Source organism: Terribacillus jepli (assembly GCF_047228925.1).
In the GTDB taxonomy this organism is placed as follows: Bacteria; Bacillota; Bacilli; order Bacillales; family Amphibacillaceae; genus Terribacillus.
The window spans coordinates 26,203-40,388 of record NZ_JBFEGH010000010.1 but is presented as its reverse complement, the minus strand read 5'-3'; the positions used below and the strand labels follow the sequence as shown (position 1 = coordinate 40,388).

Genomic DNA, 14,186 nt, shown 5'->3' with positions numbered 1-14,186 from the left:
GCATAAACAATGGACGTTTTATTAGTATTAACCATTCTAACCGTCATCTTCGCCCTGGCATTCGACTTCATAAACGGATTCCATGATACAGCCAATGCCATAGCTACCTCTGTTTCGACCAAAGCCTTGAAACCACGTCATGCCATCATTATGGCGGCAGTCATGAACTTTGTTGGTGCCATGACTTTTACTGGAGTAGCGAAAACAATCACAAGTGATATCGCCAATCCAAACGACATCGTAAACGGTTCCGTCGTTATTTTGGCTGCTTTGATCGCAGGGATTGCATGGAATTTGATTACGTGGTACTACGGCATTCCGAGTAGTTCCTCCCATGCAATCATCGGTTCTCTTGCAGGTGCAGTCATTGCGTCCAGTGGCTTTGCCATCCTGAATGTGGACGGTTTCCTAAAAATATTGGAAGCATTGATCATTTCCCCGATTTTGGCTTTTGTTGTAGGTTTCATTCTTTATAACATCATCAAGCTGATTTTCCGGGAAAAGAACTTACCGAAGACGAACAAGAATTTCCGTCGTGTGCAGATCCTGACTGCAGCACTGCAATCCTTTACCCATGGTACGAATGATGCCCAAAAAGCAATGGGGATCATCACGATGGCATTGATTACAGCAGGCTTGCATTCAACATCTGATATTCCATTCTGGGTACAGGCTGCCTGTGCGACTGCAATGGGACTTGGTACTTCCATCGGAGGATGGAAAATAATCAAAACCGTCGGTGGAAAAATCATGAAAATCCGTCCGGTGAATGGTGTTGCTGCCGATTTGACTGGTGCGTTCATCATTTTCGGCGCCACATATATTCACTTGCCGGTAAGTACGACACACGTTATCTCCTCTTCCATCATGGGGGTTGGTGCAGCTCATCGCCGCAAAGGTGTCAACTGGGGAACAGCGAAACGCATGGTCATCACATGGTTCATCACGTTGCCAATCACAGCTTGCTTAGGTGGTCTGATGTATTTCATCTTGAACATTTTCTTCTGATAAGACACAAAAACACGCTTGGATAACCAAGCGTGTTTTTTTTAATCTTTTCGCAAACGTCTTGCCAAGACATTCCCAAGCGTCTGCATAGCTTGTACAAGTATGATCAGGATGATGATGACGACATACATGACCACAGGCTCGAAACGCAAATGACCATATTGATATGCCAAATCCCCTAGACCACCAGCACCTACCAGACCTGCCATTGCCGTGGCACCGATCAAACCAATTGTTGCAATCGTTAAGCCTAAGATCATCGTGGAACGTGCTTCCCTGAGGATGACACTCCAGATTATTTTACTTGTCGATATCCCCATCGACTCGTATGCCTCAATGACACCTTTATTCACTTCCAACAATGCCGATTCCATCAATCGTGCAATATATGGCGCTGTATAGACAACGAGCGGAAGGATGACACCTTCCACACCTATTGTAGTTCCGATCAATGCCCGCGTCAGAGGCAGAAGCAGGAATAAAAGGATGATGAAAGGGATCGATCGGATGATGTTGATGATTGTATTCACAATCGAATAAAATACGCGATTCTCTGCCTGACCGCCTTTTCTCGTCATGACCAGCAAAATTCCCAATGGTAACCCGATCAAGATTGAAATAGCCAATGAAATACCCGTCATCAGCAGTGTCTGCCAAAACGCCTCGGTGATGTCCGTACCCCATTCTGTCCAGAACTCAGCAATCATGACGCCACCTCCTCAACCGTTACATGCTGAGCTTCCAAGTACGAGATCGCCTTCTCCACTTCAGCTGCATCTCCTTGCAAGTGGATAAGCAACTTACCGACAGAGCTTGCTTTCAGCTGATCGATTCCGCCTGCCAGTATACTTGGAACGACATCGAATTTCTTTGTGATCGCTGCAAGGAATGGCTCATTCGAAGCTTCTCCGATAAACGTCAGGGAAACGAGACGTCCTGTAGCCGAGAGTCCTTTCTTCACGCTATCCGGGACTTGGAAGTTCGCATCATCAAAGACAAATTTACGTGTCTGCGGATGTTCCGGTTTGGTGAAGACATCGATAACAGATCCTTCTTCCACCAGCTCTCCGTGGTGCATAACACCGACACGATCGCATATTCGCTGGATGACGTCCAGTTCATGTGTGATCAGGAAGATGGTTATGCCAAGCTCCTTGTTCACTCGGAGGAGCAAATCAAGAATGGAAGATGTCGTATTCGGATCCAGTGCACTTGTAGCTTCGTCACTTAACAGCACTTCCGGTTCTTGAGCCAGTGCTCTGGCAATAGCAACCCGCTGCTTCTGACCACCAGATAATTGGGCTGGATAGACATGCTTCTTTTCTTCCAGGCCAACGATTTTCAGATATTTATCAACACGTTCCTTGATTTCGTGCTTCGGCACTTTACTCAGCTTCAGTGGTCTGGCAACATTCTCGTATACTGTTGCTGTCGTCAGCAGATTAAAATGCTGAAATATCATGCCGATCTTCCCTCTAGCCTTACGAAGCTGCGATTTCTTTAGTTTGGTTAGATCTACACCGTCGATGAATACTTCCCCTTCAGTCGGACGCTCCAGTAAATTGGCACAGCGGATCAGGGTACTTTTCCCTGCTCCGCTGAATCCGATCACGCCATAGATTTCACCTTTATTGATTTTCAAGGAGACGTCTTTCAACGCCTCCACCTTTTTCTTGCCGGTGGTAAAGGTTTTCGATACATTTTTTAGTTCAATCATAGTGATTCCCCCTTACCAGCTTGGAACGACGGATCCTTTGAATTCATCTTCCACAAACTGTTTTACTTCATCAGACTGGTAGATTTCTTGAAGCTTTTTCACGATTTCATCGTCCTTGTTCGCTGATCTGACAACGAAGTAGTTGGACCACGGGTTGTTTTCTGATTCCTCTGCAAAGATAGCATCATCATTGATATTCAAGTCAGCACCCATCGCAAAGTTTGTGTTGATTGCCGCTGCTGCTACTTCCGGAAGCTGGGCTGGAAGCTGGGATGCATCCAATTCAACGATTTCCAGATTCAACGGATTCTCTACGACATCTTTGGCCGTTGCAGAGTTCTCAGCCTCAGGATCCACCTTCAATATTCCTGCTGTCTCAAAGAGTTTCAATGCACGGTATTCGTTGGCAGGATCATTCGGTACAGCGATTTTGTCGCCCTCTTTCAATTCGGAAACATCAGATATCTTATCTGTATAAATACCCATCGGGAACGTAAGCGTTTTGAATACTTCTTCCAATTCATAACCTTGATTCTTCACTTGATCCTCCAGGAAAGGAAGTGTCTGATAGCTATTTGCATCCAGACTTCCGTCATCCAATGCACTGTTTGGTGTATTGTAATCATTAAAAGTCTTTATTTCGACATCGATGCCTTCATCTGCAGCGAGTTCTTGTACTTTTTCCATCACTTGCTCATGCGGGCCGCCGCTGACGCCGACCAATATTTTGTCATCTGCCAGGGCAGCAGATTTATCATTGCCGCATGCCGCTAAGAATAATGCTAATAATCCGATAAGTCCAAAGCTTAAGATTTTTTTCATGTTGCTCTCCCCTTTTTCTTCGCTGTTATCAACTACAATAAAAAAGCGCCTCTCTGGATTAAGAGAGGCGCATGTATATGTATGCACTAATTCTCTTATCTCTCAGTACGGCTAGTCGCCGTCTGCAGGAATTAGCACCTGATCACTGATCTGGTTGCCGGGCTTCATAGGACCTGTTCCTCCGCCGCTCTTGATAAGAATTTCATTATACTTTTGTTGTTGATCTGTTTGTTACTTTACCTTCCAATCTTAACATTGTCAATATAATTTCAAAAATTATAGAAAAATTGTTTCGTTGCCTTATAGGCAAGATGGGGGAGAACCGTATAAATGCAGCTATTTTGTTTGGCTACACAGACAGTATGGTTCACGTTAACATGATTACATTGGATTAAAACAAACGATTGATCAAGCTGCAGCAGACGACAGGATTCTGCTCCTTTTCCATGTCAATCTTGAGTTGAATGACGAACTCCCCCCCTGGATAGGACGGCCATTATCATATATTGAGATTGTTTGTGAAAGACTTGCGATCAAAAAGGATTGACAGTCCATTTCATCACCTAACAACGAATAGCCCGGAAAAGATGAACAAAGATCAGCAGCACTTTCCATTCATCCTCGGTAAAGATTATCGAGAACCAGTCGCGGAATCACAAAACGCAGTGAAATCATGTATTGAACTTCCCAAGCAATGTTAAAAAGCCGGATGACAGACATCCGGCCCACTGTGTACAAGGCCTCCCAACACATAAGTACACCATATCTATTCTCTTTGTATACCAAAGCGGGCATTGATTTGACCTCGCAGCATTTGCTGGCGGCTCTCTCGTTCCGCTTCCTTCCTTTTGTCCCTCAGCATCTGCTGGCGAATTTCGAAGGTTTGCACACCCTCTTCCCTTTTGTTGGCGATTTCGATCAATTGCTCTACATCTGAAAAAGAGTACTTGCGATTCCCCTTCGCTGAACGTTCCGGAAAAATGAGCTTGCGTTCCTCGTAATAACGAATTTTACGTTCGGTCAGACCAGTCAGCTCGCTCACAATGCCGATTGTGATCACTTTCCTGTTCTTATAAGAAGGCTCATTACTCATCTGTTCACCTCATCACCATGTGCTGTTACTTTATATTATACCGAAATTATCCCAGCATCCCAGCGTTATGTTAGGAAACCTAACAAACAATAAAAAAGTTCGTCAGCATCGCTTACACGTTTGATGCATCGTAATTTGGATATATGTATACTGAGCGTAACAGTGAAATAAGAGACCAGAAAGGAGCGTCATGCACGTGGCATATGATCAGGAAGCCCTTGATTTAGCCCAACAGATTGTTGAACTCGACTTGAAGCGCGATGAGTGCTGGGAGAATCTTGCAGCACTTGCTGGAGATAGAGCATTCGAACTACTTCGACTCGTTCAGAATAGATGACACGCAAAAGGAGACCTGAAATAAAGGTCTCCTTTCCTCATCTCACATAATTCGGATAATCCGTGATGATACCATCGACACCTGCACGGATAAGCGGCTGAACTTCTCCCGGCGCCCGGACTGTCCATGGCATGATACGCATTGCGCGTGAATGGATCCTGCCGACCAAGGTGTCATCAAGTGTCACATTAGTGAAATGGGTATTTACATAATCTGCATAAGCAGCAATTTTATCAAGCTTACGATTAGTAAGATCTGCACTTCTTGATGTCAGCACACCAAGCGGCACGTGCGGCAGAAGCTGCGAAAGATAAGCGACCGATCCGAAATTGAATGATTGCAGGATAACTTCTTCATGCAGCACATTAGCCAGTTCATACCGCTCCAGTAATTCCGCGCAAGCTTCCTCCACTCCGTCATAAAGTTCCGGCGATTTCAGTTCGATGAGGAACTTTGTCTTTCCCTTATACCGTTTTATTACATCCTCCAGGAGAGGGATACGCTGTCCCTCATATACGGAATCATATCCACCGCCAACATCATAGTCCTGCAAAGAAGCAAAGGCAAGGTCCTTCACATATACGGTCTCTTTTGGAGCATTGGCTGCCGTACGATTGACGGACGTATCATGTATCACGACAAGATGGCCATCCTTTGTCATCTGTACATCCAACTCGATAAAGTCTGCGTTCATCTCCACAGCCAAATCGAAAGCAGCAATTGTATTCTCCGGCGCGAATCCGGAAGCACCGCGATGAGCGATAACTGGCATGATACTTCTGTGGACAGACTGACTATCAAGCGATTTAGTAGTTATGGACTCGTACGATGGACTAAACTGATTCGTCATTCGGATCATCTCCCTGGGGTTATCTGGATTGTAATCTTTGTACGATTGTAATCTTCGAACTTTGGACAGTGATCATCATTTATTTTCTTGTAGTTTCAATATAAAGACTTTTTATTAAGTGGATGTTGAGCTGCTGTGTAGAATGATGCAACTAATCTTAAGAACGTGTAAACATACAGACGATGTTTGCAGTCTGCATTGTTCGGGAATGCTACTACTACAAAACACAATAATACATCACTTTTTTGGAGGTAGTTATCATGAGTTTCATCTTATATCTTATCGTCGGCGGCATCATCGGCTGGCTCGCTGGTTTGATCCTTGGACGTGACGTTCCGGGAGGCATCATCGGAAATATCATTGCCGGGATTGTCGGCTCATGGCTGGGCGGACTGATCTTCAACGATCTTGGTCCTGATATAGCTGGTATGGCAATTATCCCTGCCTTGATCGGTGCCATTATCGTCGTATTCGTATTGAGCATCATCTTACGCGGGCTGCGCAAAAAGTAACAGAGCATAAAAGGACTTGCAGGTCATATGACCTGCAAGTCCTTTTTTCATTACGGGATTGTATGAGCTTTGTAAAAACAAGGCTCGATTCCTGCCTTAGTGTAAACGCTTTTTTATGCCTGCTTCACAATAGCTCAATTTTCACTCGTTATAGTATAGGGGAATTTCCAGAAAGGAGCAGATTATGACACATGTAGAGCTGGCGGGATTGAAGAAGTCATACGATGGCAAAAAAAATGTAATCAATCAAGTCGATTTGCAGCTGCAGCAAGGAGAATTCTTCGTCCTTGTCGGTCCTTCGGGCTGCGGGAAGAGCACGATCTTACGAATGATAGCCGGCTTGGAACAGATTACCGGCGGAGACTTATTCGTAAATGGCAAGCGGATGAATGATGCACCCCCGAATAAACGGGATTTATCGATGGTTTTCCAGAATTATGCGCTCTACCCCCACTTGAATGTGGAACAAAATATCACTTTCGGCTTACATACAAAGAAGATTTCACGTGAAGAACAAAAACGTCGCTGTCTGGAAGCGGCTGATATGCTCGGCTTGTCGGATTATTTAAAACGGAAACCGCGGGAATTATCCGGTGGACAGCGACAGCGGGTCGCATTGGCAAGGGCCATTGTGACCCAAGCCCCTCTTTGTCTGATGGACGAGCCTTTATCCAACCTCGATGCAAAATTACGCACCCGGATGCGCTCGGAAATCAGACAGATACAACGTAAATTGGGAATCACGATGATTTATGTCACACATGATCAGACAGAAGCGATGACGATGGCAGACCGGATGATGATCCTCCACGATGGGCAATCGATGCAAATCGGCAAACCGCTCGATATCTACAATCATCCTGCCAATACATTCGTTGCGACATTCATCGGCTCGCCTGCCATGAACGTAATGAATGCAGATGTGTCACCAAATGGGATCAAGCTATCTCCGCACTGCATCTTGTCGAATCCAATGAAAGGCAATCTAAAGACCGCGAACAAACCTGTCCAAATTGGAATACGGCCGGAGAACATTCTGTTTTCTGCCCCGGAACAAGCAGATGCTGTAGCGGAGATCGTCAATACCGAGATACTCGGCACAGAAACACTCATAACATTCACGCTGGATAACACCAAGGAACAATGGATCGCCAGATGGAATGGACAATGGCAGTTTTCAGTCGGAGACCGGATTCCTATCCGCTTTGACTTGGACGCTATCCATCTATTTTCCAAGGACAATGGCCGGATTCTTTGGGCAGCTAATGATGGTCAGCCGAAGCAAGCCGCACGAGAGGTGCTCAGATGAACGAAGCACGGGACTTGCAGCCTGTTCCTTCTCATGAAAGTCGTCCCAAACGGAGCCCTTTCGCCTTCCTGGAAGGCTGGCTTTATCTGCTCCCATCCATCATCCTTTTCGGTGTATTCGTTTTCTACCCGATGTTCCGAAGCATGTATTTGAGTTTCTTCCTGGCAGACCAGATGGGCCCATTTGAATTTGTCGGTCTAGAGAATTATCAGTATATCCTTGGCTCCGACAGTTTCAAAAGCAGCGTCAAAGCAACCATCCTTTTCGTCCTGTACACCGTACCTGCCGGAGTTCTGCTGGCGCTGTTCCTGGCATTGCTAACCAATGAAAAGGTGAGAGGCATCGGCATCTTCCGGACACTTTTTTCCTCGACGATGGGAATGAGCGTTGCAGCATCCAGCGTCATTTGGATGTTCATGTACAATCCGTCCATCGGTGTATTCAGCAGGGTTGCCGAGTTGCTTGGATTTCCCGCGATCCAGTGGCTCCAGGACCCGGATTATGCTTTGCTGGCTGTGTCCTTATCGACAATCTGGATGAATACAGGATTCGCTTATCTGATCATACTTGGCGGTTTACAGAACATCGACACACATCTCTATGAGAATGCAAAAGTCGCTGGTGTAAGCTATTTTTATCAGCTCCGCCGGATTACACTGCCGATGCTATCACCGACGCTGTTTTTCATTGTGACGGTATCACTCATCAATGCATTTCAGACGTTCGGGCAAATCGATATCCTAACCAAGGGCGGACCAGTGGAATCAACGAATGTTGTTGTCTATTCAATCTATAAGGATGCATTCATCAACAATGATGTCGGTGCAGCGAGTGCGCAGGCAGTCATCCTGTTCTTCTGCGTCCTGCTGCTGACAATACTGCAATTCAAACTGGGCGAAAGGAAGGTACACTATCAATGATCCTTGCAAAACGCATCAGTCTGTATACCGTCCTTGTCGTCTGCGCAGCTGTCATGATGTTTCCGATTTTCTACGCTTTCAGCATTTCCTTTATGGAAGGCGGGGAAGTATTGGGCGGTCAGCTGCTCCCTAGCAGCCTGTCACTGGATAACTACGCGGAAGTGTTCCAAAAGGTACCATTGCTCACCTACCTGATCAACAGTTTTGTCACTTCAGCCATTGTCATGGTTGGACAGCTCCTCGTAAGCAGCTTGGCAGCATTCGCTTTTGTTTTCATGAAATTCAAAGGCCGGGACTTTCTGTTCTTCCTGTTCATCTCTACGATGATGATTCCATGGGAGGCGACAATGGTACCGAATTTCATGACCGTACAAAATCTTGGATGGACCAACAGCTATATCGGTTTGACGGTTCCTTTCTTTGCTTTGGCATTCGGAACCTTCCTATTGCGACAGCATTTTAAGACAATCCCAAAGGAACTATATGAGGCTTCCCAAGTTGCCGGAATCTCCAGGTTCCGTTTTTTCTGGAATGTCATCCTGCCGGTCAGTAGGTCCAGCTTGATCACATTAGGTATTTACAGCTTTCTCACAAACTGGAACATGTATCTCTGGCCGCTCTTAGTCACAAATACAGAATCAGCAAGAACTGTCCAAATCGGCCTTAAACAGCTGCAGACACAGGAAATTGCCTCTGATTGGGGGATAGTGATGGCTGGCGTTGTCATCGTGATCCTTCCTACTCTGCTGCTGTTGTTCGCCGGACAGAAAAAACTGCAAAAAGGTCTGACGCAAGGTGCAATCAAATAAAAACGAAAGAGGTTGTATGATGAAAAGACTATTAGCTGGTTTATCTGTTTTATTTGTACTATTCCTCGCTGCTTGTTCTGGTACTGATTCCGCAAGCGGTACGACGGAGGATGGCAAGACAGAAATCATCTTCTGGCATGCCATGGGCGGAGAATTGGAAGCAAGTGTCAATGAAATCGTGGATGAATACAATAGCTCACAGGAGAAGTATACAGTTAAACCTGTCTACCAAGGCTCTTATGAGGAGTCACTGACGAAGTTGAAAACTGTTGCCGGTACAGCTGATGCTCCGGCGGTCACTCAGATTTTCGAAGCTGGTACGAAACAAATGATCGACAGCGGAAATATCCAGCCTGTCCAGAAGTTCATCGATGAAGAAAACTATGATACCTCCCAATGGGAAGAAAATATTTCTTCTTATTATCAAGTCGATGGCGAGCAGTATTCCATGCCTTTCAACTCCTCCACTCCTGTCCTTGTCTACAATAAAGATGCGTTCAAGGAAGCAGGCCTGGATCCGGAGAAAGCGCCTCGCACATACAGCGAATTGAAGGAAGCTGCTGAAAAATTGACCGTCAAAGAAGGCGATAAAACAACGCAATATGGTCTTTCCATTTTAAACTATGGGTGGTTCTTCGAGGAATTGCTTGCAACGCAAGGCGGTATGTACGTCAATAATGAAAATGGACGCGAAGGGAACGCAACGAAAGCTGCATTCAATGATGAAAAAGGTCAGAAGGTTTTTGAATTGATCAGCGAGATGTATGAAGCCGGAACATACTATAATAGTGGTCAGAACTGGGATGATATGCGTGCCTCCTTCCAGACCGGCACGATGGCTATGATGCTTGATTCTTCTGCAGGTGTCAAAGGGCTTGTTGATAATGCTGATTTCGAAGTTGGTGTTGCATATCTGCCCCACCCTGACGATGTCGATCCGCAAGGTGTCATAATTGGCGGTGCTTCCCTCTGGATGGCAAAGGATATTGATGAAAATCAGCAGCAAGCTGCTTGGGACTTCATGAAATATCTATCCACAGCGGAAGTGCAGGCTAAATGGCATGTAGAATCTGGTTACTTCGCTATCAATCCAGCTGCTTATGAAGAAGATATCGTCAAGAAAGAGTGGGAGAAGTATCCACAACTGAAAGTGACTGTCGACCAGCTTCATGACACGATTCCGAGCACAGCCACGCAAGGAGCTTTGATTTCCATCTTCCCTGAAGCACGTCAGCAGATCGTAACAGGCATGGAGAGTCTATACCAAGGCGAAGATCCGAAAGCTGCGCTGGATAAAGCTGCAGCTGAAGTGGATACCGTACTCGAAAAAGGCAGCCGAAGCAGATAACGGAAAAACGTGAGAGCATTTGCTCTCACGTTTTTTAATACGAAGTCCTTCCGGAACGTTTGGCTTTCCTTTTATTGATTATCTTTTTAACGATTGGATAGACGATAGGTCCATACTTAATCGCTTTCCGAACAAGATTTTTCAAATTGAAACGCCTCCATTCTTTCGCTTTTATATCCCCCTCATAAACACTCCTTAAACATGAGCCAGAGAAAAGGCTACAAACATCCCCAGTGCTGTCACAATTCCTACAACTGGTCCTCCCTCTTCGTATGCCTCTGGTGCCATCGTGGATGCAACCATTGCAATGATCGCTCCTCCTGCAAATGAATTAAGGATCGCTCTCGTACTGGCGCTAGTATCCTGCAGCAAAACGGCTCCAACCAGTGCGCTAAGTGCTGATATTAGCATTACGGCCAACCACATGAAAAAGATTCGTTTTCGCGAATAACCGCTGCTTTGCATACCGGAAGTGCTGGAGAGACCTTCTGGAAAGTTACTGATGAAAATCGAAACAATCAATGCTGTACTTGCACCTCCCCCGCTTGCCAAGCTCAGACCGATCATTGCCGATTCAGGAATGGCATCCATCACGGTTCCTGCAAAAATCGCCAATCCTGAACCCTTCTCCTCTTTGTTATGCGTCTCATGCAAACGAGTCCGCTTACGATTTTTCCCGCCGCTGCGTGAAATGACAATATCCAGTATAGTGAAAATAATAGCTCCTCCAAGAAAACCGATCGCCTCTTCTTGCAAGCCACCACTTATTTCATACGCTTCCTCCAATAGTTCATAAGAGGTGGAACCAATCAGAGCTCCTGTTCCCAGAGCCATGATAAACCCGATGATTCGTTTTTTCACCGGGACAAGCATAAGTAAAGCAGCACCAATCAAACTAGCAGAACCCGCAACGGCTCCCCAAAGAATCGCTTCCCACATAAGCATCTCCCTTTCTATATATGTAGAGCCATTACCTTAAAATTTAAATAGTAAACGTGGCTAAAGCATCCAGATATAAAAAAAGAAAACCGCAGAGACGGTTTTCTTTTAAGCAGCAGCTTGCTGATGTTCATATTTCTTCAGAAGCTTGGAAAAAACCGCGGCCAACAACTGCTGGAATAGCATTCCTATCACGACTGGTATGGCAACAGGGGGCGGAAAAAAGCTCACGGCAAGCACCACGCCTGCACTGATATTCCGCATCCCCCCTATGAAGGTAACGCTGACAATTTCCTTCCTCCCATAACGAAATAACTTCCCGAGAATCCAGCTCAACAAATAACCGCCAGCAGACAAACAGAAAACGAGTAACACAATTCCCATGACAGTCAGATCCATGCCTTTTAGTTGAGGGGCCACTACAGAGGCATTAATGGACACGACAGCTATAAGGCCCATTTTTGAGAATGGGGCCAAATTTGTACTTAATGTGCTTGTGAAACGCTTGCTAGCAAGTTGATTGACAAACATGCCTGCGATGGAAGGAATGACAATCATCCATAGTAAGCCCTGCATCATCGGTAGTACTTCAAGCTGCACATCGCCGCCAACAAGGACATGCAAAACCAGCGGTACTAACATAGGTGAAATCAAGGTCCCAACCAGGATGGTCGATAAAGTAAGACCGATATCCCCATCCTCCATTGCAACCCAAACGAATGCGGTGATGCCCGTAGGTATGGCTGTCAACAGCACAAAGCCTGTGATTGTGTACAAATCTCCAGGAAAGAAAAGGTGACCGAGGCCAAAAGCAAACAAAGGCATGATGAAATGGAGAACAGCAAAGGCAAGCAGCATCGGTCCAGGTTTTTTTACTGCATGCAGCAGGCTGCTGAAATTAGCAGACAAGCTTCCGGCAAATGTCATGATTGCAAATATCCAAGGAACCAGTGATTCTCCATGATGCAGAAAATCAGCGAAGAGAATACCTGCCACTACGCTGAGCGGAGTCAAAAAAGGCATATATCGCGCGAGTACACGATTCAGATGATTCATGAAGACTGTCCTTCTTTCTTATTTCTTATATCTCCCTTCAGTATAACAATAGTATTTAAATCTGCATGAAAAAACCGCAGCTATGAAGCTGCGGCTCTGATTATTGGATTTCCATGCGCAGGTCCCCGACCTTTGCCCATCCAATTGATTTGATTACATGATAAAGTCCAAGGGAGATGATCAGTGGCAGAATGACGCCTGTTGCCAAATAGATCAAGAAAGCCTCCATGCCTTGGCTTGCCAAAATATTAAGTGGTGCGATGAATGAATTCAAGCCCAATCCTGCCAATTCATAGGAGGTCGTAAACCCGAGTAAAACTGTCGCTATCGGCGCACATACGACTGCAGCGACAAATGGCGGGATGACAAGTGCAGGGTTCTTGATCAAGTTAGGAAATTGTACTTTCGGTGTAATGACAAACTGTGCAAGGAAACCACCTAGATCGTTTTGGCGGATACTCATGAACGTGAATCCGACAAATTGGGCAGTACAGCCGATCAATGCTGCAGCACTGGATACCGGATCCAGCTGCAGTGCGATTGCTAATGCCGCAGAAGATGCTGGCGTCATCAACAGAATGCTCCATACTAACGAAATGACGATTGATGCAAGCAGCGGAGAACCAGTTACAGAGTTGGCAATCTGTCCGCTCATCCATGTCAATAACGGCGTCGTTACTGCTGCAAGCCCCGCACCAGCGATCCCCCCGACAAATACTGCCGCAAACGGAATGGCCATCATATCGAGTGGTGTTTTACCTGCTACCCGCTTTCCTACAAAGGTAGCGACTACCGCTGCAAGAACAGCACTGATCGGCTGCCCGGATACCATCGATGTCAATAAGCCGTCATCGCCGACAGTCATTGCAGCGCCGCCTACCGTAGCACTGATCATTGCACTGAAAACGACCAATGTATTTCCACCCAACTGAACAGCGATGCCCGCTCCTAAAGCTGGTGCTAATAATGCTTTTGCGACTGTACCGACAGCAACCATTGTAGGCCAGTTCAAAAATTCACCAAAGGTCTCCATCAATAAACCAATACCGAGGGTCACGAGGACTGCATTTGCCATTCCTTGTGATGCTTTGTACATTCGCTCGATAAAATATTCTTTCATTCTTCTCGCTCCCTCTCCACAAAATAGTTGTTTTATTCTGACTATTTTGTTTTGCATTCTCTCTTTGTTTGTATAAGGGCGTGACTCCTTCTACACTAGTACTTATTTAATGAGTACATATTAGTATTTAGATATACTACCACCATTTTTGGGGAGAAGTAAATATATTTTTTGTAATATTATTAAATTTTCAGCCATTTAAGCAGGGAAACAGAAATTGAATAATAAATATTAACGAAAGAGCATCCATTGCTTATAACCATGATTTATAGAACCCATCATTTAAAAAGACACCTCCAAATGCCCTTTCTGAAAACAGCTTTGAAGGTGCTTATACTTGTATCTA

At 45.5% G+C, this 14,186-nt stretch carries 16 protein-coding genes and 1 riboswitch; of the genes, 7 read left to right on the top strand and 9 right to left on the bottom strand.

Annotation, left to right across the window (positions count from 1 at the left end):
* The first annotated feature begins 9 nt into the window (after window positions 1-9).
* Window positions 10-1,008 (top strand): inorganic phosphate transporter, encoded by a 999-nt coding sequence (locus tag AB1K91_RS12125; protein ID WP_413090097.1) that lies wholly within the window; start codon window positions 10-12, stop codon window positions 1,006-1,008.
* 41 nt (window positions 1,009-1,049) lie between these two features.
* On the opposite strand, the gene AB1K91_RS12120 is transcribed toward AB1K91_RS12125, so the two are convergent.
* The 4 genes from AB1K91_RS12120 to AB1K91_RS12105 form a co-directional block, all read right to left on the bottom strand.
* Window positions 1,050-1,715, bottom strand: a complete 666-nt coding sequence (locus tag AB1K91_RS12120; RefSeq protein WP_093724793.1) for a methionine ABC transporter permease — start codon at window positions 1,713-1,715, stop codon at window positions 1,050-1,052.
* Window positions 1,712-2,725, bottom strand: coding sequence for a methionine ABC transporter ATP-binding protein (locus tag AB1K91_RS12115; protein WP_413090096.1), 1,014 nt, complete (start codon window positions 2,723-2,725; stop codon window positions 1,712-1,714). The genes AB1K91_RS12120 and AB1K91_RS12115 overlap by 4 nt, the downstream gene beginning before the upstream one ends.
* Window positions 2,726-2,737: 12 nt before the next feature.
* Window positions 2,738-3,547, bottom strand: coding sequence for a MetQ/NlpA family ABC transporter substrate-binding protein (locus AB1K91_RS12110; protein ID WP_413090095.1), 810 nt, complete (start codon window positions 3,545-3,547; stop codon window positions 2,738-2,740).
* 92 nt (window positions 3,548-3,639) lie between these two features.
* Window positions 3,640-3,747, bottom strand: a riboswitch (SAM riboswitch).
* 566 nt (window positions 3,748-4,313) lie between these two features.
* On the bottom strand, window positions 4,314-4,640 hold the full coding sequence (locus AB1K91_RS12105) for a MerR family transcriptional regulator (protein WP_038563668.1): 327 nt from the start codon (window positions 4,638-4,640) through the stop codon (window positions 4,314-4,316).
* Between the two features lie 196 nt (window positions 4,641-4,836).
* On the opposite strand from AB1K91_RS12105, the gene AB1K91_RS12100 reads away from it, so the two are divergent.
* Window positions 4,837-4,977: a hypothetical protein gene (locus tag AB1K91_RS12100; RefSeq protein WP_413090094.1), complete on the top strand. Its 141-nt coding sequence runs from the start codon at window positions 4,837-4,839 to the stop codon at window positions 4,975-4,977.
* A gap of 37 nt (window positions 4,978-5,014) precedes the next feature.
* On the opposite strand, the gene AB1K91_RS12095 is transcribed toward AB1K91_RS12100, so the two are convergent.
* Window positions 5,015-5,827: a glycerophosphodiester phosphodiesterase gene (locus tag AB1K91_RS12095; protein WP_413090093.1), complete on the bottom strand. Its 813-nt coding sequence runs from the start codon at window positions 5,825-5,827 to the stop codon at window positions 5,015-5,017.
* 260 nt (window positions 5,828-6,087) lie between these two features.
* On the opposite strand from AB1K91_RS12095, the gene AB1K91_RS12090 reads away from it, so the two are divergent.
* From AB1K91_RS12090 to AB1K91_RS12070, 5 genes are all read left to right on the top strand, one after another.
* Window positions 6,088-6,339, top strand: a complete 252-nt coding sequence (locus tag AB1K91_RS12090; protein WP_093724785.1) for a GlsB/YeaQ/YmgE family stress response membrane protein — start codon at window positions 6,088-6,090, stop codon at window positions 6,337-6,339.
* 184 nt (window positions 6,340-6,523) lie between these two features.
* Window positions 6,524-7,648: an ABC transporter ATP-binding protein gene (locus tag AB1K91_RS12085; protein ID WP_413090092.1), complete on the top strand. Its 1,125-nt coding sequence runs from the start codon at window positions 6,524-6,526 to the stop codon at window positions 7,646-7,648.
* The gene (locus AB1K91_RS12080; protein WP_413090091.1) at window positions 7,645-8,568 is read left to right on the top strand and encodes a carbohydrate ABC transporter permease; all 924 of its coding nucleotides are present in this window, start codon (window positions 7,645-7,647) and stop codon (window positions 8,566-8,568) included. Before AB1K91_RS12085 ends, AB1K91_RS12080 begins: the two co-directional genes overlap by 4 nt.
* Window positions 8,565-9,377: a carbohydrate ABC transporter permease gene (locus tag AB1K91_RS12075; RefSeq protein WP_413090090.1), complete on the top strand. Its 813-nt coding sequence runs from the start codon at window positions 8,565-8,567 to the stop codon at window positions 9,375-9,377. The genes AB1K91_RS12080 and AB1K91_RS12075 overlap by 4 nt, the downstream gene beginning before the upstream one ends.
* A gap of 19 nt (window positions 9,378-9,396) precedes the next feature.
* Complete coding sequence (locus tag AB1K91_RS12070; RefSeq protein ID WP_413090223.1) at window positions 9,397-10,725, top strand: ABC transporter substrate-binding protein; 1,329 nt, start codon at window positions 9,397-9,399, stop codon at window positions 10,723-10,725.
* 34 nt (window positions 10,726-10,759) lie between these two features.
* Here the strand turns inward: AB1K91_RS12070 and AB1K91_RS20015 are convergent, their stop codons facing one another.
* From AB1K91_RS20015 to AB1K91_RS12055, 4 genes are all read right to left on the bottom strand, one after another.
* Entirely contained in the window at window positions 10,760-10,900 is a 141-nt protein-coding gene (locus tag AB1K91_RS20015) for a hypothetical protein (protein WP_489686335.1), read from the bottom strand.
* Between the two features lie 20 nt (window positions 10,901-10,920).
* A complete protein-coding gene (locus AB1K91_RS12065) occupies window positions 10,921-11,664 on the bottom strand; it encodes a ZIP family metal transporter (protein WP_413090089.1) in 744 nt (247 codons plus the stop codon).
* Window positions 11,665-11,772: 108 nt separating this feature from the next.
* Window positions 11,773-12,720 carry a bile acid:sodium symporter family protein gene (locus tag AB1K91_RS12060; RefSeq protein ID WP_413090088.1) on the bottom strand — a complete coding sequence of 316 codons (948 nt, stop codon included), beginning with the start codon at window positions 12,718-12,720 and terminating at the stop codon, window positions 11,773-11,775.
* Window positions 12,721-12,820: 100 nt separating this feature from the next.
* Entirely contained in the window at window positions 12,821-13,840 is a 1,020-nt protein-coding gene (locus AB1K91_RS12055) for a PTS sugar transporter subunit IIC (RefSeq protein ID WP_413090087.1), read from the bottom strand.
* Window positions 13,841-14,186 lie beyond the last annotated feature (346 nt).

Coding starts and splice junctions, on each gene's coding strand:
- AB1K91_RS12125 (WP_413090097.1), top strand. CDS start 10: ATGGACGTTTTATTAGTATTAACCATTCTAACCGTCATCTTCGCCCTG.
- AB1K91_RS12120 (WP_093724793.1), bottom strand. CDS start 1,715: ATGATTGCTGAGTTCTGGACAGAATGGGGTACGGACATCACCGAGGCG.
- AB1K91_RS12115 (WP_413090096.1), bottom strand. CDS start 2,725: ATGATTGAACTAAAAAATGTATCGAAAACCTTTACCACCGGCAAGAAA.
- AB1K91_RS12110 (WP_413090095.1), bottom strand. CDS start 3,547: ATGAAAAAAATCTTAAGCTTTGGACTTATCGGATTATTAGCATTATTC.
- AB1K91_RS12105 (WP_038563668.1), bottom strand. CDS start 4,640: ATGAGTAATGAGCCTTCTTATAAGAACAGGAAAGTGATCACAATCGGC.
- AB1K91_RS12095 (WP_413090093.1), bottom strand. CDS start 5,827: ATGACGAATCAGTTTAGTCCATCGTACGAGTCCATAACTACTAAATCG.
- AB1K91_RS12090 (WP_093724785.1), top strand. CDS start 6,088: ATGAGTTTCATCTTATATCTTATCGTCGGCGGCATCATCGGCTGGCTC.
- AB1K91_RS12085 (WP_413090092.1), top strand. CDS start 6,524: ATGACACATGTAGAGCTGGCGGGATTGAAGAAGTCATACGATGGCAAA.
- AB1K91_RS12080 (WP_413090091.1), top strand. CDS start 7,645: ATGAACGAAGCACGGGACTTGCAGCCTGTTCCTTCTCATGAAAGTCGT.
- AB1K91_RS12075 (WP_413090090.1), top strand. CDS start 8,565: ATGATCCTTGCAAAACGCATCAGTCTGTATACCGTCCTTGTCGTCTGC.
- AB1K91_RS12070 (WP_413090223.1), top strand. CDS start 9,397: ATGAAAAGACTATTAGCTGGTTTATCTGTTTTATTTGTACTATTCCTC.
- AB1K91_RS12065 (WP_413090089.1), bottom strand. CDS start 11,664: ATGTGGGAAGCGATTCTTTGGGGAGCCGTTGCGGGTTCTGCTAGTTTG.
- AB1K91_RS12060 (WP_413090088.1), bottom strand. CDS start 12,720: ATGAATCATCTGAATCGTGTACTCGCGCGATATATGCCTTTTTTGACT.
- AB1K91_RS12055 (WP_413090087.1), bottom strand. CDS start 13,840: ATGAAAGAATATTTTATCGAGCGAATGTACAAAGCATCACAAGGAATG.